Annotated in this window: 16 protein-coding genes; 1 reads left to right on the forward strand and 15 read right to left on the reverse strand. The window is 34.1% G+C overall.

The features are described 5' to 3' along the window. Nucleotides 1-24: 24 nt before the first annotated feature. The 15 genes from ADM90_RS00210 to ADM90_RS00280 form a co-directional block, all read right to left on the reverse strand. Complete coding sequence (locus ADM90_RS00210) at nt 25-1185, reverse strand: glucose-6-phosphate isomerase (protein ID WP_053993067.1); 1161 nt, start codon at nt 1183-1185, stop codon at nt 25-27. Nucleotides 1186-1333: 148 nt separating this feature from the next. Beyond that, the gene (locus tag ADM90_RS00215) at nt 1334-2437 is read right to left on the reverse strand and encodes an aminotransferase class I/II-fold pyridoxal phosphate-dependent enzyme (RefSeq protein ID WP_053993408.1); all 1104 of its coding nucleotides are present in this window, start codon (nt 2435-2437) and stop codon (nt 1334-1336) included. A gap of 45 nt (nt 2438-2482) precedes the next feature. Next, nucleotides 2483-3157: an HAD family hydrolase gene (locus ADM90_RS00220; RefSeq protein WP_053993068.1), complete on the reverse strand. Its 675-nt coding sequence runs from the start codon at nt 3155-3157 to the stop codon at nt 2483-2485. Beyond that, on the reverse strand, nt 3154-4143 hold the full coding sequence (locus ADM90_RS00225) for an ATP-grasp domain-containing protein (protein WP_053993069.1): 990 nt from the start codon (nt 4141-4143) through the stop codon (nt 3154-3156). Before ADM90_RS00225 ends, ADM90_RS00220 begins: the two co-directional genes overlap by 4 nt. Beyond that, entirely contained in the window at nt 4130-4738 is a 609-nt protein-coding gene (locus ADM90_RS00230; protein WP_053993070.1) for a sugar transferase, read from the reverse strand. Before ADM90_RS00230 ends, ADM90_RS00225 begins: the two co-directional genes overlap by 14 nt. A gap of 1 nt (nt 4739) precedes the next feature. Next, nucleotides 4740-5750: a UDP-glucose 4-epimerase GalE gene (gene galE / locus ADM90_RS00235; protein WP_053993071.1), complete on the reverse strand. Its 1011-nt coding sequence runs from the start codon at nt 5748-5750 to the stop codon at nt 4740-4742. Further along, entirely contained in the window at nt 5747-6868 is a 1122-nt protein-coding gene (locus ADM90_RS00240; RefSeq protein WP_053993072.1) for a glycosyltransferase family 4 protein, read from the reverse strand. Before ADM90_RS00240 ends, galE begins: the two co-directional genes overlap by 4 nt. 24 nt (nt 6869-6892) lie before the next feature. Next, entirely contained in the window at nt 6893-8470 is a 1578-nt protein-coding gene (locus tag ADM90_RS00245; protein ID WP_053993073.1) for an LTA synthase family protein, read from the reverse strand. Nucleotides 8471-8687: 217 nt separating this feature from the next. Next, nucleotides 8688-9851, reverse strand: a complete 1164-nt coding sequence (locus tag ADM90_RS00250) for a hypothetical protein (RefSeq protein ID WP_053993074.1) — start codon at nt 9849-9851, stop codon at nt 8688-8690. 21 nt (nt 9852-9872) lie between these two features. Next, nucleotides 9873-10976: a glycosyltransferase family protein gene (locus ADM90_RS00255; RefSeq protein ID WP_053993075.1), complete on the reverse strand. Its 1104-nt coding sequence runs from the start codon at nt 10974-10976 to the stop codon at nt 9873-9875. A 12-nt stretch (nt 10977-10988) separates the two neighbouring features. Next, the gene (locus ADM90_RS00260; protein WP_053993076.1) at nt 10989-12251 is read right to left on the reverse strand and encodes an oligosaccharide flippase family protein; all 1263 of its coding nucleotides are present in this window, start codon (nt 12249-12251) and stop codon (nt 10989-10991) included. Then, nucleotides 12248-14068, reverse strand: coding sequence for a polysaccharide biosynthesis protein (locus ADM90_RS00265; protein WP_053993077.1), 1821 nt, complete (start codon nt 14066-14068; stop codon nt 12248-12250). The genes ADM90_RS00260 and ADM90_RS00265 overlap by 4 nt, the downstream gene beginning before the upstream one ends. Nucleotides 14069-14088: 20 nt before the next feature. Continuing rightward, nucleotides 14089-15015: a Wzz/FepE/Etk N-terminal domain-containing protein gene (locus ADM90_RS00270; protein ID WP_053993078.1), complete on the reverse strand. Its 927-nt coding sequence runs from the start codon at nt 15013-15015 to the stop codon at nt 14089-14091. After that, the gene (locus tag ADM90_RS00275; RefSeq protein WP_053993079.1) at nt 15016-16560 is read right to left on the reverse strand and encodes an O-antigen ligase family protein; all 1545 of its coding nucleotides are present in this window, start codon (nt 16558-16560) and stop codon (nt 15016-15018) included. Further along, entirely contained in the window at nt 16553-17074 is a 522-nt protein-coding gene (locus tag ADM90_RS00280; protein WP_053993080.1) for a tetratricopeptide repeat protein, read from the reverse strand. The genes ADM90_RS00275 and ADM90_RS00280 overlap by 8 nt, the downstream gene beginning before the upstream one ends. A gap of 168 nt (nt 17075-17242) precedes the next feature. Here ADM90_RS00280 and ADM90_RS00285 point away from each other — a divergent pair, with 168 nt between their 5' ends. Beyond that, nucleotides 17243-18115, forward strand: coding sequence for a tyrosine-type recombinase/integrase (locus ADM90_RS00285; protein WP_053993081.1), 873 nt, complete (start codon nt 17243-17245; stop codon nt 18113-18115). Nucleotides 18116-18120: the final 5 nt, after the last annotated feature.

Below are 18120 nucleotides of genomic sequence, written 5' to 3' on the forward strand. Positions count from 1 at the left end.
CGACTTTGTGTTAGGTTCTAAAGTTCAATCTATATAGCCCAAATGATAGGCATCCAGCTTTGGCAATTCAATCTGAATCACAGGCACATCGCCCTCTGCATGGGCAAGTGCCGTACCTTGTTTCGATATTGCATTAATTTCGTTAAATGTACGATTCGTTAAATAGTTTAAGCCATCCTCATCACGCGCATCATAAGGTACTACCATATCGCCTTCAATCTCATGGAAATGCAATAATGTTTCAAACATAATACGACGGCCATCTTGAATATACTGTCCAATAGCATGTAAATCTGTTGAAAAGCTGACCGTTGACGGATACAATCCTTTGCGGTCTTTCCCTTCACTTTCACCAAAAAGCTGCTTCCACCACTCGTGAAATTTACTTAAGCCTGGTTCAAATGAAGCCAAAAGCTCCACCGAATAGCCCTGCTCATGCAAAATATGACGCATCACTGCATACTGATAAGCATCATTAAACGCTAAATCAGACTGTGCCAACTCAGTTGCTGCATGTCGAGCACCATTCATTAATTCAGCAATATCTATCCCAGCCACTGCAACAGGTAATAAACCAACAGCCGTTAATACCGAATAACGCCCCCCAACATCATCAGGAATCGCAAATTGACGATAGCCTGCCTGATCAGCAATGTCCTTTAAAATGCCCTTTTCTGCATCCGTCGTCACAATAATACGTTCCTTTGCCTTGTCACCATAACGCTCTTCCATATATAAACGCATCACACGAAAAGCAAGCGCTGGCTCCATCGTTCCACCAGATTTCGAAATCACATTGACATACACCTGCTTGCTATCTAAATAAGCAAGCAATTCCTTCATATAAGCCCCACTCATATTAAGTCCAGCATAAACAACCTCAATACCACCCTTAGCTAAGCCAAAGTACGGCGCTAATGCCTCTTGAATCGCACGCGCACCCAAAAAAGAACCGCCCACACCAATCACAACAAGTACATCTGCACATGCACGTATTTCACTTGCAACATAGTTGATGGATGTTAATAGCTTCTCATTGTCTTGTAATGGTGCATTGAGCCAGCCTGTTGCGTAATGAGTAGGTAAGTCCTTATGAATCTGTTGTACGCGTTCTTTATATGTTAATATATCTTGTTCATCTAACGAACAATTCAGTAATGTTGTTTTTAGAATCTCCTCATTCATTATGAAAAGTCCTCGTTTTTTCACAAATTTAATAGCTTTATTATGGCATAGAATAGGGAGAAAACCAATTATATTCCTGATAGCTAAAAAGCATGCTCCCCATAATAAAGAGCATGCCTTCCTCATTTTAAAATCACTTTTTAAGCTATTAAATATTGTTTAATACTACATCAATAACATATTGCTGCTCTTCAATAGTCATCTTAGTATCTGATGGCAAGCAGATTCCCTTAGCAAACAATTCTTCACTTACAATCTTTTTATCACTATGAGGATAGAACTCGCATCCTTCGAACAGGGGTTGTATATGTAGTGGCTTCCATACAGGACGTGCTTCAATGTTTGCTTCAGCAAGTAGATCAATTAATTCATAAGGTGTTACTTTGATTTTCTCAGGATCTAATGTCATTGTTGATAACCAACGATTTGAAAATGTTTCTTCTAGCTCAGGCATCATTAAAATACCATCAACATTAGCAAATGCTGACTCATATCTCTCAAAAATTGCTCTTTTTTGTGCAACACGTTCATCCAGTACTTCAAGCTGCCCACGACCAATCCCAGCTACGATGTTACTCATTCTGTAGTTGTAACCAATAACACTATGTTGATAATGCTTGGCTGCATCTCTTGCTTGGGTTGCTAAAAAACGTGAGTATGAAATTAGTTGTTCATCATCTGATACAAGCATGCCTCCACCAGACGTAGTAATAATTTTATTACCATTAAATGAATAAATACCAAGTTTACCAAATGTACCACTATGCTTTCCTTTATATAGCGATCCTAGTGATTCTGCTGCGTCTTCTATAACAGGAACGTTATACTCATTGCATAATGCCATTAACTCATCTATACGCGCACTTTGACCATATAAATTCACGATAATCACAGCTTTAGGTAATGTATTATTTTCTTTTGCTTCTTTCAATGCTTGTTCAAGTGCCTGTGGTGACATATTCCACGTTATCTCTTCTGAATCAATAAAAACAGGCGTAGCGCCTAAGTAAAGAATTGGATTAGCACTAGCAATAAAAGTAAGTGTAGAACAAAATACGGTATCTCCTGCTTGAACCCCCAATAAATCCAAAGCAAGATGAATTGCTCCCGTGCCAGAGCTTGTTGCAGAGGCAGCTTTTATATTTACATATGAAGCCAGTTCCTGCTCAAAGCCATCAACATTTGCTCCAAGTGGTGCAATCCAATTCGTATCAAATGCCTCTTGAATATACTTTTGTTCAATTCCTCCCATGTGTGGAGAAGATAGCAGTATACGATTTGCCACTATAAACACATCCTATATTTTATAATTAATTATATCAAGAACTTCTAATAATGAACTGATTTGATATTGAGCTTTATAACCAGTTGATATTTCAACATTCCTATACTCGTTAGATTCTCGGATAATTTGAACAGTAGTCCAGCCTAGTTTATTGGCTGTAACAAAATCTTTTGACGCATTGTCTCCTATATAAATAAGTTCATTTGGTTTAACATTAAAGTATTCACTAACTATTTGATAAGGAATAGGAGATGGCTTCCATGCCTCTCTCCCAATTTCATCAGTTAATACTATCTTTTCAATATACTTCGTTAGTCTTAATGCTCTTACCTTCATTTGTTGGGCTTCCAAATATCCATCTGAAATTAACCCTAATGGTAACTTGTTTTGTAAACTTTCTAAGACTTGTAGAGCGTCTGGAAATAAACTAATAGAGGGCGTATGATTTCTATATACATTAATTAAATTTAAAATATCATCTTCACTATATGAAATATTTAAATAATCTAAAACTTGGTTAAATATTCTGCCTCTATAACCTGTTTTAAAAATCTTAGTCGCTATTTTATAAAAGTCATATGTTTTATTTTCTTGTAGATAATCATTTACTGCCTTAAATCCACTAAATACATATTCATGCTCAGGATATAAAGTATCATCCATATCAAATATTATAGCTTTTATCATTGTTTATCCTCATTTACAAATACTGCAGCATCATAACGGAGCATCAAAAGATTATTTTCCCAGTCATTGATATCAAATGAAATAACTCTATTCGCTAAACTTTCTATTAAATATTTTGCATAATCAGCTCCAGCAGCTAATGATAAAGGAACCCCACCACCAAAACGTGGATTAATTTCTATAAATTTAACTTCATTATCTTTAGTTAAAAAACATTGAACCGTAATACATCCCATTGCACCAGGTAAAGCACTAACTAACTCCTTAGCTTTCTGTATTAATAATGGATTTTTTACTGTTTTTCCTTTACTAACCTCTCCAGCTCTAGTTTCAATCCTCAATCGTGGTACAGCAGTTAATATATTTCCCTCGAAATCTGTAAAAATATCAATAGTGTACTCGTCACCTTCAATAAATTCTTGTAAGATTGGCTCTTCGATATTTTCAGAATAAAACTTTAATTCATCTATTGTAGTTAAAATATGAACTCCTATGCTAGAACTCCCCTTAGCAGGTTTAATTAACAACCGATTATCTATATTCTCGTTTTTCAATTCTTTATTAATATTATATGATTTTGGCGTGCCAAAACCTTTTGAAGCAAAAAATTGAGCTGTTAAACCTTTATCATTACAAATTTCATGAGTTCTGACATCACTTATCAATACCTTCACGCCAATATCCTCAAAAGATTTTTTGTAAGTTGATAATAAAACAAGTTCAGTATCAATTAATGGGATTAAAAGTGAAATTTGATGTTCTTTACACACTTCAAGTAGCTTACTTATATAATCTTTAGAGTCCACGCGAGGAACTAAGATATGTTTATCAGAAATAAACCCAGCAGGAGAATTGCTTTTAACATCAGTAGTAAAAAGCATCCCATCTATACGTAGTTCTTCATAGATCTCCTTAAAATGTTTAATTAATTCCACACGTCGTCCTGCACTAGTAAATAAAATATTTAGATTTTTATTTTGTGTCATCCTTTTTTTCACTTCCTTTAAATATCGGCATCGTAGCATGACCAGATTGATTAATCCCTTCAGGTACGAACACTTTTTTCACTGTTAGAAACAATATTTTTATATCCAACCAAAAGGAATGGTTTTCTACATACCACACATCATACTCAAATTTCTGCTCCCACGAAATTGCATTGCGTCCATTTACTTGCGCCCATCCAGTAATACCTGGACGCACTTCATGTCGGCGTGCTTGTTTTTCATTATATAAAGGTAAATATTCTACCAAGAGCGGCCTTGGTCCAACAAAACTCATATCTCCTTTTAATACGTTCCATAGTTGTGGTAGCTCATCCAAACTTAATTTTCTCAGAAATTTACCAAATGATGTTAGACGTTTCGAATCTGATAATAACTCGCCTTTTTCATCTCGCTCATCAGTCATTGTACGGAATTTATATACATAAAAAACTTTTCCATTTAATCCTGGACGTTGCTGTTTAAAGATTGCCGGGGAGCCCAATTTAAGATAGACTAAAATCCATGTCACAAATATTATTAAACTTAAAATACCAATCATAAAGAAACTTACTATAAAATCAAAAATTCTTTTCATTTTATACTGTATACTCCTTAATTGCTTGATACCATCTCCATGAATCCTTACACATATCCTCTAAACGATACTTAGCTTTCCATTCCAGAATAGTTTCAGCCTTCTTTACATCTGCCACACTGACAACAATATCCCCTTCACGACGATCAACAATTTCATAAGGAATCTTTTCACCTGTTACTTTTTCAAATGTATGAATTAAATTTAAGACTGAGTAGCCTATGCCCGTACCAAGATTAAATGCCTCACAACCTAGATTTTTTTCAATATAGTTCAGGGCCTTCACATGTCCATTTGCTAAATCCATTATATGAATAAAATCACGAATACAACTGCCATCTTCAGTATCATAATCACCACCAAATACTTGTAGTTTGTTCGTTTCGCTGCTTGCAGCTTTTAACACATGAGGCATTAAATTATTTGGTACGCCAAATGGTAATTCTCCTAATAAACCACTTTTATGTGCACCGATAGGATTAAAATAGCGCATTAATGCTATACTCCAATCATTATTAGTTGTAGCAAAATCGCAAAGTATTTCTTCAAGTATTAATTTTGTACGCCCATACGGATTAGGAGCTTGAAGTGTGTAAGTTTCTTTCATCGGTGGTTGATTAAAATCTCCATAGACAGTAGCTGAAGAGCTAAAGACAAGCTTTTTCACATTAAATTCATTCATTACCTCCAATAAGTTCAATGTGCTAATCAGATTGTTTTGATAATATAATAAAGGCTTTTTTATGGATTCACTAACAGATTTATAGCCTGCAAAATGGATTACTGATGAAATATTATATGTTGTAAATACATCTCTTAAAGCTTTTTGCTCAAGCATTTCCACTTGTATAAATGTAATCTTTTTTTGCACAACTTCTTCAATTCGTGCCACTACATCGATTGTCGATTTTGATAGGTTATCGATAATTATACAGCTATTCCCTTGTTCAATTAGGTCAACTACCGTATGGCTCCCAATAAAACCCAATCCGCCAGTTACTAAAATCGTCATTTTTCCAACTCCTTTACTAATTGATTATAAATAGCTGCATATTCTTTAAGGACATTGTTTAATAAAAAGGGCTCAACTAACTCTTTGGCACGCTCTCCCATTTTTTCTCTTTGTGATTTTTCTCTAAGTGCATAAAAAGCTGCAATTAAGTCACTATCTGCATGATGATTCACAACAAAGCCATTTTCATTTGACTTCACTAAATCTCTCAAGCCACGCGTATTTGTGACGACACAGGGAATTTTTGCTACCATTGCTTCCATAATACTTTTTGGTAACCCTTCTCTGTACGAAAGCAATGCAACAATATCTGTTATTTGTAACAGCTTAGGGACATCTCGTCGATAACCTAAAAAGTGTACACCTGTCAGCTGCTCTTTTTTCACATAATCCTTTAGTTGCTTTTCTTTATCTCCTGAGCCAATAATTAATAGCTCAAACTGTGGTGTACTTTCCTTGATTTCCCGCCAGTTGTTCAATAAAAATTGATGATTTTTATTATCGTTTAGCTCTGCAATATAAGCGATTGTTATCACATCATCTGACAAGCCTAATTGTGTTCGTACTTGCTGCTTTTCCTGCTGTGAGAAATCATTTTCAGCAATTTCAACACCAACACCATGTACAAATGAAATTTTCTCCCTTGGCAATAGTCTTTGTGCATTTTTAAAATCTTCTTCATTGATTGTTATTAAATGATCCGTCCACTTCACAGCTAATTTTTCTGCTGGATAATAAATTAGCCAATTTTGCTTTGGAGCACCTACAAAAAAGTGAAAACCATGTACCGTATAAACGATTTTCCCATACGAACTTTTACGAAAAGCTGCCCTTGTTAATAATGCTGCAACAGGTGTATGGACATGCACTAATTCAAAATGCTCCTTCATAAATAATTGCTGTAGTTTTTTATAGGCAGCGATATTTTGTGCATTTAGCGGACTTCTTGAAAATGGAATATCAATGCATGTTACATTTATTTTTTCTAAATTCCTTTTATCTTCTTCTCCAGTACCAGCGGCATACACCTCATAGCCACGCTTTTGAAAATATTGTATATACGGAATATGAAATGACGTTAAATGACGGTAAACAGAAGCTACGAATAGGATTTTCATATAAATATTTACCTCTCTACTTGATTAATTTGTTGCTGATTTGATATAGCACTCTCCAAAAAGAATATCATATTGCAATATCTTATATTGTTCTTCTATTGGAAGTAATTGCTCAGGTGTTTCCTCCATAAGCTTCCCAGCCATTGTTTTTTTCACAGTAGACGTATAGACAGGTAACTCTCTAGAAAACTGCTGAATGAATTCAAATAATACTGGCTTTTGAAGACCTGCCATCTCTAAAATTTCTACACCTACAAATGACGTGCTTATAGCCCCTAGCTGCTTGTTATCCTGACCAAAATTATTCCACATCACTAATGGCGTTTCTTTCATTTTCAATGTATCTTGTAGTGACCAATTGACTGTGTTATCAATATAGCCTGCTTCGACATAAGCTTTATAATCCGCACCTAAAAATGGAAGATGGTCTCCAAAAAATACGATAATCGTTGGTTCATTGAAAGTATTTAAATAATTGACTAAGCTCCCTAGTTCGCGATCTGCATCAACAAGACCTGTTACATATGTGTTAAGCGTTACAGTTGTTTCTTCACTATACTCGCTCGGCACTTTTATTGTTGCATCCTCATAACGATGGTCATAATAAGAACCATGATTTTGCATCGTTATGGCATAAATAAATACTGGCTCTTCATTTCCTTCTATTTCTTTAATGATTTCCTTTGTTATTTCACTATCTGCAACGTAAACGCCTTTATTTTGTGCATCTGGCATTTCCGTTACAGATGTGAATTGGTCAAAGCCTAGATGCCTATACACATTCTCTCTATCCCAAAACCATTTAAAATACGTATGAATAGCAATTGAACGATAGCCTTCAGCACTTAAAATGCTAGCTAAGGATGGTGTTTCTCTTTTTACATATTGCTGGTAAGCAATGGAGCCAGCAGGTAATAAATTTGCTGATAAGCCTGTTAAAACTTCAAACTCAACGTTTGCAGTCCCCCCTCCAAACTGTGGGGATGCTACAGTACCTACTTGCAATTTTTGAACATTTGGTATGTAATTTTCTTGTGCTAAGACCTCATCTAAATTACCAATATCCCAAAATGCCTCACTCATAATCACAATGATATTTGGCTTTTGTGTAGTGCTATTTTGTTGTATGCGCTTTTCTGTATAATTATGAGCAATCTCTTCAACTGTTGAACGATTATAATTATTTGGCTTATCAATTAAAACACTTGGAATATTTAATAAAAACCCTAACACTAAACCATTCGTGTTTTGATTAATTTTCTGATCCCATTCAATGACAGTGATATTATTTTGTTGAAAAAATCGTCCAACAAAATTATCTTTAAAACTACCAATGAATAAAATAGCAATGACAGAGACAATCACCACGATCAGTCTACTCCTTAATTGCAGTGAGCTACCATTCATCTTCTTAACAAATACAAAAATAAGAATGCAATAAATAACGAGCACACTTAAAACTAATAAAATATTTAATTCTTTATAAATTACTGGTAGCAAATTCACTAATTGCTTAATAAAAAACAAATCCCATGGCAGTAGTGGCTCATTTAGTATTTTCAGCTTTTCATTATCCGCAATTATCCAAAATACGAAAAGCATAGTGCTACTTAAGTACACGACATACATATTTTGGTAAAAATAAACAAACAGGATTGTATGCATAATACAAAAATATATGTTACAAATAGACGGCTTGGTTTATCCAGTATCCACTGGAATACTTCTGGCAATCCCTCTTTTTTCATCATTTCCATACTTACAATCAATAAAAGAGGTAAAGTAAAATAAAACATCCAATTTAAACATTTTTTTAAGCTCATTCTTTACTAAACAGCCTTTCTTTTTCTTTTTTATAAACTCCTTCTCCAAATTGTTTTGCAAAAATAATAATCAATGGTAGCCAGCCAACAATTCTTAAACGTGAGCCTGTTCCAAAATTATCGTTAGAAATACTTATTAATAAAAACCAAACAATAGCCTGTATTAGTAAAAAAAACTCTCCTTTAGAAAAGGTTTTCATTTTTCTGAGCAAGTAAATAGCTATTACTAAAAATACTGTACCCTCTGTCACCATGATGATTAGTGTCGAACCACCTGTAACTTGCCAAGGCAATGGACCAATAAAATTACTAATCAAGCTATATAAATAATTGACGTAAAAAAGAAGGACATTTGGTTGGTCAAGCGAAATGCCCATTTGACTTCCCCCACTATCTAGCCCTAGTTGTCGATATTGTAACACATCTGAAAAAGATAGGCCGATGACTGGAATTTTTACATTTCTAAATAAAATATAAAACACAGACAAGCCAACGAACAAAATCCCACCAACTTTTAATAAACTAACATTTTTCCGACTTAAAACATTCAAGAGAATATAAATACCAGCACCAATTAAAAAACTGAGCAATGCATACCTACGATAACCGCCGAGTAACAGCATACTCACAATTAATAAAAGAGCACTAATTAACCTTGACCGCCTTCCCTTTTCAATGAAAATAATCATAAACAAATAGGAGCACCAAAGGAAAAAGAAGTAAATCCATACATCACGATAAATGGACAATGTAGAATTAAGTAAAAGGCTTGGATAAAATGATAATAAGACTACTAACAAAGAGGAAGAAATATGAAATGCTTTCAGTGTAGTGATTTTTTTTAAAATAAGCAATGCTAGTATTATTAACAAAAGACTTCCAGCAAAGTTGAAAAGCCTTAATACCATCACATTTTCAGTATTAAATACTTTCAAGACAGCTCCTAAAACCCAAATATGAATGGATGTATAAACATATGGCTCGCCATTAATAAACTTCAATATCTGCTCATAATAAAACTGTCCATCATCCCCACCACCGAATATTGGCAGAGCTAACCCTTGATTTCCATCATTGTAGCTAATGAAATAAATAATTGTTGAAAAAAGGAAATATAAAATGCTGTAACCTACAACATAAAGATACGTTTGTATTTTCATTGATTATTTCCTCCATATGAATTAGTTCAGCATTTTTTGATATTCGTTTTCCATAAAATTTGCTGTATATGATTGATATACATCATCCCATAGCTTTTTTGAATTAATATTTTTAAGTTCAATATGTTGTGTCTCTAATGGTAAGTTTAAAAAATGTTCTAAAGAAGCTGCCCCTTCTGCAATAACATAGCCCGTATTAGCTGCTGTAACCTTTTCAGCTAATAACGTTCCTTCATTTGTTAATAATGCTTTTCCTAAAAAAAGACCTTCGTAATATTTATTTGGCGCCGCAAAGCTATGAACAGGATTTGATAAATAATAAAAGGCTACAATCATATCGGAATAGCTCATAATATTTAACCCTATATTATAATCAACCTTCCCCCAATAAACAATATTTTCATAGCGCTCCGCATAACATTTCACTTCACTTTCCAATAAGCCAAAGCCTGCAATATTTAAACAAATATCTGGACTTTCCGCTACAACCTGTAATAAATGCTCAATTCCACGATTGCTATCAAAAACGCCTACATAGCTAATAATCTTTTCAAAATGCTGACGCTGTACCGCAATTTTCTTTTCTACTATACCATCTCTTTGTAAATGAATATCTGGAATGTTAGGGAGCACTGCACTTCTTCGCCTAGAATCTTCTCTTACTTGATTAATGCGATATTCCTCACAAATAATTGTAAAATCGCATTTTTTAAAAATCCGATTTTCTATGGTTAAAATCACTTTTCCTAAAAAACCTTTACTATTTTCTGAGGAAACCCAATCAAACACATCAAAAATCATGCTCTTTTTTAGCACAGATTTCATAAAAAATGCAGGAATGGCTGTATCTAAATCGCAAGCATGGATTGTTTGATACTGCTTACGATTTTTCCATAATTGCCTTCTAATAAATTGAAACCACATTATTTTTTTGGGTATATTTTTCATGCCTAATCCAAATGCCGCTGGATAGTTAAAATAAATATAGTTTTCTTTTTCCAAAATATCCTCGCCTCGATTCCAAGCGATTACCTTATAGCTTTGCTGCGTCTTCTCTAAATAATTGATATACTTTTGTAATCTTGGATCAGGGTTTGCATCATTACTTCGAATTAAAATAATCATTTCTTTGTCCCTTTAATTAATTTTACTTTTGATAAATTTCATACAAAATGTGAATGTCAGTACAAATAAAACAACTTCTGAAATAATCGTCGTTAAAACAATACCTTTTAATCCCATTATTTGAATCAACGAAATATTTAAAACAAGGCTAATGACGAAAATAATAAAAAATATCAGAACTTTAATATAAATTTGATTTTCTGTATTCATAATTGCATCGCTCACTGCTTGAATATAACGAAGAGGTATAACAATTAATAACAGCATTAAAATGATTGCTGCCTCCTCAAATTTTTCGCCAAATAATAAATAAATTAAAAATTTACTAAGTGGTAAAAGCAATAGCGCAATGCCTGTACCTAATGCAAGCATCAATTTGCTTCCATTCATAAACAAGGAAATTACTTTCGACACATCGTTTTTAATCCAAAAATGTAGCCGTGGATTGAATAACTGACTTAATACAATTGTAGGAATAATAAATGTTAAGCTAATAATTGTAAATGCCACATTGTATAACCCTACTGCTTCCTCACTCAAAAAGGCATTGATGAAAATAATATTACTTTGGTAAAAGCCGTAGTAAAAAAAGGCAAGTAAGGCATATGGCAGAACGCCTTTTATAATCGTTTTATATAAATTGTGCTCATCTAAAGCACAATATTCACCAGCTGGGATATGAATATCCATTTTAAAATAACGATGAAGTTGTGCATAATAGTAGGCAATACCTACAATTGATAAAGCACTTAATATATAACCAATCCAATAAATACTCCCATTAGCAAACAATGCAATAACTGTTGCTAATAATCTCGTCATATATAAAATAAGATTCATCATTACAATTTTTTGGTAATTCGCTTCAATTTGATAAACTGTCAGTGTTAATGGCAGAAGCCCCTGCAACAAAATATTTGGTATGATGATCAATAAAAAGATATTTGTCAGATCGCCCAAGAAATTCCCAATATATGTAACAATCATCACGATTGCTAACAATACTAAGCTAATCGGAAGAAACTTAATCCATACTTGGGCAATTTTATATGCATTACGCCCATACTGTCCAAAGGATTTTAAAATAAATTCTGATGCTCCAAAGGAGATAAATAATGCTAAAAAATTGATAAAATTAAATGCACTAATCACTGCACCATACTCATCTAAACTTAAGCTTCTGGCTAATACCACTTGCATTACTAGCATAATCAGCATATTAACAGCCGTTCCTAAAAAAAGAATAATACCATCTTTCATTAGTATTTTTTTCATCTAGTCACACTCTTTAAACAATTGATATTATTATTTGCAATATCAATTAGCATACTTTTTACTTGCTCAATTTCTTCAACTCGAATTTTGTTTAAAAGCACCTCTAGTTGCTCGCTACTAATCGGCTTTGCACGTCCAATATGAATGCCTGGGAATATATGCTCTGCCTGAATTTCTTCCTCATTTAAAAGTTCCTCGTACATTTTTTCACCTGGTCGTAAACCTGTAAATTCAATTTTAATTTCTTCCTCAGTGAAACCAGATAATTGAATTAAGTTTTGAGCCAAACCAACAATTTTAACTGGCTCTCCCATATCAAGCACAAATATTTCTCCATTACCACCTAACGTTCCAGCCTGTAATACTAATCGAGAAGCTTCAGGAATCGTCATAAAAAATCGAGTCATATCACGATGAGTTACAGTCACTGGTCCACCAGCAGCAATTTGTTTTTTAAATAACGGGATAACTGAGCCACGAGACCCAAGTACATTACCAAATCGTACAGCAGCAAATTTTGTTTGACTGTTTTTCGCTAAATTTTGCACAATCATTTCTGCTACTCGCTTAGTTGCCCCCATTACATTCGGTGGATTCACTGCCTTATCTGTAGAAATCATTACAAAGTTCTTAACACCAAAGTCATGCGCAGCTTCCGCAATATTTTTTGTTCCAAATATATTATTTTTTACAGCCTCACGTGGATTATATTCCATTAATGGCACATGTTTATGAGCTGCTGCATGGTAAATAACATCTGGTTGATATTGATCTACAACTTCAAAAATTCGAGCTCGATCCTGAATATCTGCAATAATTGGAATCAATTCTGTGCCTGAACTACGCTGTAAAAGCTCCATATGAATTGTATAAATTGAATTCTCTCCATGCCCTAACAGAATAAGCTGTTTAGGCTGGAAATTCATCACTTGTCGACATATTTCAGAACCAATTGATCCTCCTGCACCTGTTACAAGTATTACTTTATCTGTCAATTTGTTCGAAATAGCAATCATATCTAACTTTACTTCATCACGTCCAAGTAAATCCTCAATCTGAACCTCTTTCATTTCATTAACAGCTACTTTTCCTGTCATTACATCTTCAATACTTGGCATCACTTTTACAGGTAAATTTATTTTAGCACAATCTTTATAAATACTTTGTATACCAATACGACCAAGAGAAGGAATCGCAATAATAATTTCATCAATTCTATGCTTAGTGACAAGTTTAGGAATATCCTTTGTTGTGCCAGCTACTGTTATATTCATTACTTTTAACTGTTGTTTACCAATATCATCATCTACAAAAACGATCGGTAGTCGATCTGGTTTTGGTGCATGAAGTAGATTTTTGGCAAGCATTGTACCACCTTGTCCTGCACCGACAATTAACACACGCTTTAGATTAGCTGTATTGCCAAAAGATTCTCGATCATTTAAAACACGTAATAGAAAGCGAGAGCCACCAATCATAATAATATGAAGCATCCAAGTAATAACCATTACTCGAAAATAAACATCATTTTTTATGATATACTGCATAATACTAGCAGTTGCAATAGATATTGTTACTGCATAGGCAATTGTTAATAACTCTCGAACAGATGCAACACTCCATATTCGATCATAGAGGTGGAAAAAGTATGCAGCAATATGATGACTAACTAATAGCGTTACAGCGCTTATTAAAATAACTTTATCTGAATAGCCATTAATAGTTGGATGTAATAGCCAATAGCTCATATAGATCGCTGACAGCACGATACAAGAGTCAATAATAAAAAATAGCATGTAACGCATTCGATAATTCATGTAACGCTTCCCCCATATATCTATTTCACAACTGCACTGCTTTTCCAATAATGTCTAAAGAATACTACACCTAAACCTAACATCATCCCAATAACTAATCCAATTGCTAAATTTAATAGTTTATTTGGCGAAGAAGGCTTTTCAGCTAAAGTTGGCTCTGCAATCACTCGAATAAAAGGGTCTGGTTTAAAGCTATCTAATCCTGTTTTAACCGATTGATAATTAGCAAGAGTTTTACGATATTCTGCTGATTTTGTTTCAATTTGTGCCTGCAATTGTAACAATTGATTTTGTAGATTGCCATTAACGTTCGATAATGTTGCTGCTTGTTCCTCAGAAATATTTAATACCATTTCTGTATTTAATATTGTTTGTAATATTAATAGTTTAGGTAAATTATTTTCACGGATTATTTGGTTATACTGTTCAATAATTGAATCAATTTCTTTTGTTAAAGCAGCAGCTTCTATTTTGTAAGTAGATTCTAAATTTTGTAATGTTAATTGAACAGACTCATTCATTTTTTGCTTTGTCGCATCCATTAGAATTTGTAATTGTTGTTGTGCTTCTTTGGCCGAATTAGATATAAATTTTAGTTCTACTAAATTCTTCACAGGGTCAGCATCTGCTGTTGCTACTAAATTTTTTTCATTATATTTAATTTTAATACCTGCATCCTGTAATGCTTGTTGCATAATCGGTTTATTTTGAATACGTTGTGCGTAAATTGTTGTTGTAAATTCAGTCGCTACATAGTTCGCCATAACTCCTGTATCCTGTACACTGCTCGCTACTTGTACAACTGCCTTGGATTCATATTTTTCATCTAATACAAACCAACTTGCAATTCCTGCTAACAACATACATATAATTATACATGTAGATATAATAGCTTTTCCTTTCCAAACAATCTCTAATAATTCCCTTAGCTCAATTGTCTCTTCCATTTAACTGCTCCTTATTTTTAAAGTCATTGCTAACAGTATCCCAGCAATAGCCCACATTACTGCTGAAATACCTGGTAAACTATCATTAAAGAACCCTTGTATTAAATAAGCTCCCCATGCTATCCCTAACACCCAAACACTAGATTTACTTTGTTTAATAGCCATTTTTAGTGGATTAAATAGTGATATCCCTAATAATACAATTATAGATAGAAAACCAACAATTCCTGTACCATATAACCAGCCAACATACATATTATGTGGCTTATCGGTAATTGTATTTTCATCATACATACCCGCACGCGCATCAATCGCATAATGAGGGAAATTATACATAAATGTATCCAAACCATAACCAAACAATGGTCGTCCTTTTACTAAATCAACACCCTTACTCCAAATATAAGCACGACCAGACCCTGCTGATGTAGCTCTTTCTGGCAACACAGGCAACTCAAATTTCTCTGCTGCATAAGCCTTCATCATCCAGTCAAATTCTACCGTATCTTTCAAACTTGTCGCTGGTGTTGGCTGTTCCTTCACATAAGGATTCGATTTTACAACAAACCCTACCGATTCAGTCCATACATTAGCATTTTTACTTGCCAGCACATGAAAAACAGGCGCAGTGGCTACTAAAAATACTGCAATCATTACAAAGCTTTGTACTTTTTTCTCTGATCGAAATGCAACAAATAACACCACAAGCATCATTGCACAAACTGTTAAGAAACCACTTGTTGACACAGACATTAACATTACTGCAATCGACATTACCGCAATTATTAAATGCCCTATAGCTCGCCCAATATGTTTTTCTAAAACAGCGGCTGCTAAAAACATTACAGTCATAATCGCAAACATACCACTCATATAGTTCCATTGATTCAACGTACCTACCAAAATAGACCCTTCACTAATATTTGCACCAGCAGGTAAAAATGCTTGTACTAATTTTTGAATAGCTGTTTTTTGTAATAAATCATGACCATAGAAGTTCATCGTAATAATATATAAATTGATAATTACAAATGGGTATAAAGAGTATAAAACATAGTTTAATACCTTTTTTGGATAGTCAATATTCATCGCAATAAAGAACAACGCTAAATAGCATAGCCAGCTAATCGCACCATCAGAACGATTGTATTGACCATGTAAAGCAATTGAAATATTTGGTGAAAAAATTGTAGATAACACAATGGCTACAGCAAATGCACCGATTGCATAATTTAATTTTGTTTTGTGGATTTTGCCATCCATAAACAAAATTTTTGCCATAAATAGTAAAGCTGCTAATACTGTAATAACAACAACTACTAATGCCTTATAGTGTGTAAACATGTCACCCTTTGCTCCACCTGTTAAAGCACTCACATTCGTAACTAATGGGGACTGCACCTCTACTACACTCGCCATTACGATTAATGGAACAAATCCAATGACAATCAGAAGTAAGCCAAAAATCCATTTGTCTACAGACTTTTGTGATTGGAGATCTTCTTCTACGTCACGATAGGTAACTTTTTCGTAAAATTTACTCATTATTCGTACCTTCCTCTAATTGTAAATTTTCAATTTGAGCTAGCAACGATGCTACATGCTCTTGATAATTAGGAATCTCTTCTGGAGCCCAGCCAGCTTCTTGACAGCGTAATAGTACTGTTTTAGCATCCTCAAATCGTTCAGCACCTACAAAAACTTCGCCTAATTGAATCATAAAGGTTGGGTCTTCCACCTTATATGGATTCAAATCTAATGTTTTTTGCATATGAATAGCAGCCTGCTTCATATCGCCATTTTGAGCCATAGTTAATGCAGCTACATAATTGGCAATTTCCGCATTTGGCTGTTTCTTTAAAACCTCCGCAATCATTGCCTCTGAACCCTCTAAATCACCTGTTGATTGGAGCTGAATGGCTTGATTATATAAAGTCTCTGTCATTAAAAATTTGTCGTCTTGCTTACTTGCCATCACATTTGCCACGATTAGACCAATTACAACAAACGCTACTACACCTGACAATATATATTTTCTTATAGGATCTGTAAATATCATTATTTGTCTACCTTCCTCGCATTCTGTCTTTTGCACATAAAGCTAGTATACTATAAAATGGCTGCTACTTGTAGTCATTTCCCTGTTAAGGATATATTCCTACTTATCAGATTATAATTTTAAAAAAAGGGTATTCCTCTACTAAAAGGAGGCGGTATCTTAGAGAAAATGACTTTATTTGCAGATGCTTTACAACAATTTTTACAGCATTTATCGTTTAGACAATATAGCCCCGAAACCCTTCGAAGCTATCAAATTGATTTAACACAATTAGCTAATTTTTTAACACAATCCTTTAATGGACCAATTATGCTGGATGAAATCACAACTGACCATTTAGAGGCATTCCAGCAGATGCTGATTTTCAACTATTCATCTGTTGCAACCATTAATCGGAAAACACACAGTATGAAAAGCTTATTTAAATGGGCATTTTCTAAAAAAATCCTTGAAGATAATTGCGCGCTCGCTATCATCCCACTAAAGCCCCGTACACATGAACGTCATTTTTTAACGGAGGACAAACTACAACAATTTTTACAACATATTCCCCACCCAACCATTCGAGTGATTGCTCAGTTTATTGCCAATACAGGATTACGGATTAGCGAATGCACACAGCTATTATTAGCCGATGTGGATTTTGAGCAACATCTTGTACATGTCTTACATGGCAAGGGCGATAAATCTCGAACGATCCCATTAAATAATCGTACGGCTCAGCTATTACAGCACTATCTTCACACAATTCGCCCTAAAAATAGCGCCTCGCTTTATATTTTTGCGCTTGCTAAAACAGGTAGCATTTCTCCCCAATATATTAACAGTATTTTGAAAAAGGCTAGTCAACAAATGCAGCATCCACAGCCTATCACTTGCCATATTTTGCGTCATACCTTTGCTAGTAATCTGGTGAAACGCAATATTCATATTTCAATTATCCAAAAGCTTCTTGGTCATGCCAATGTTCGAACAACTTCCATCTATATGCATACAGATTTTCATGCGCTACAACAAGCCGTTCATTCTTTAGAATCTTAAGGAGG

It is taken from the genome of Lysinibacillus macroides, assembly GCF_001281525.1.
Taxonomy (GTDB): domain Bacteria; phylum Bacillota; class Bacilli; order Bacillales_A; family Planococcaceae; genus Lysinibacillus; species Lysinibacillus macroides.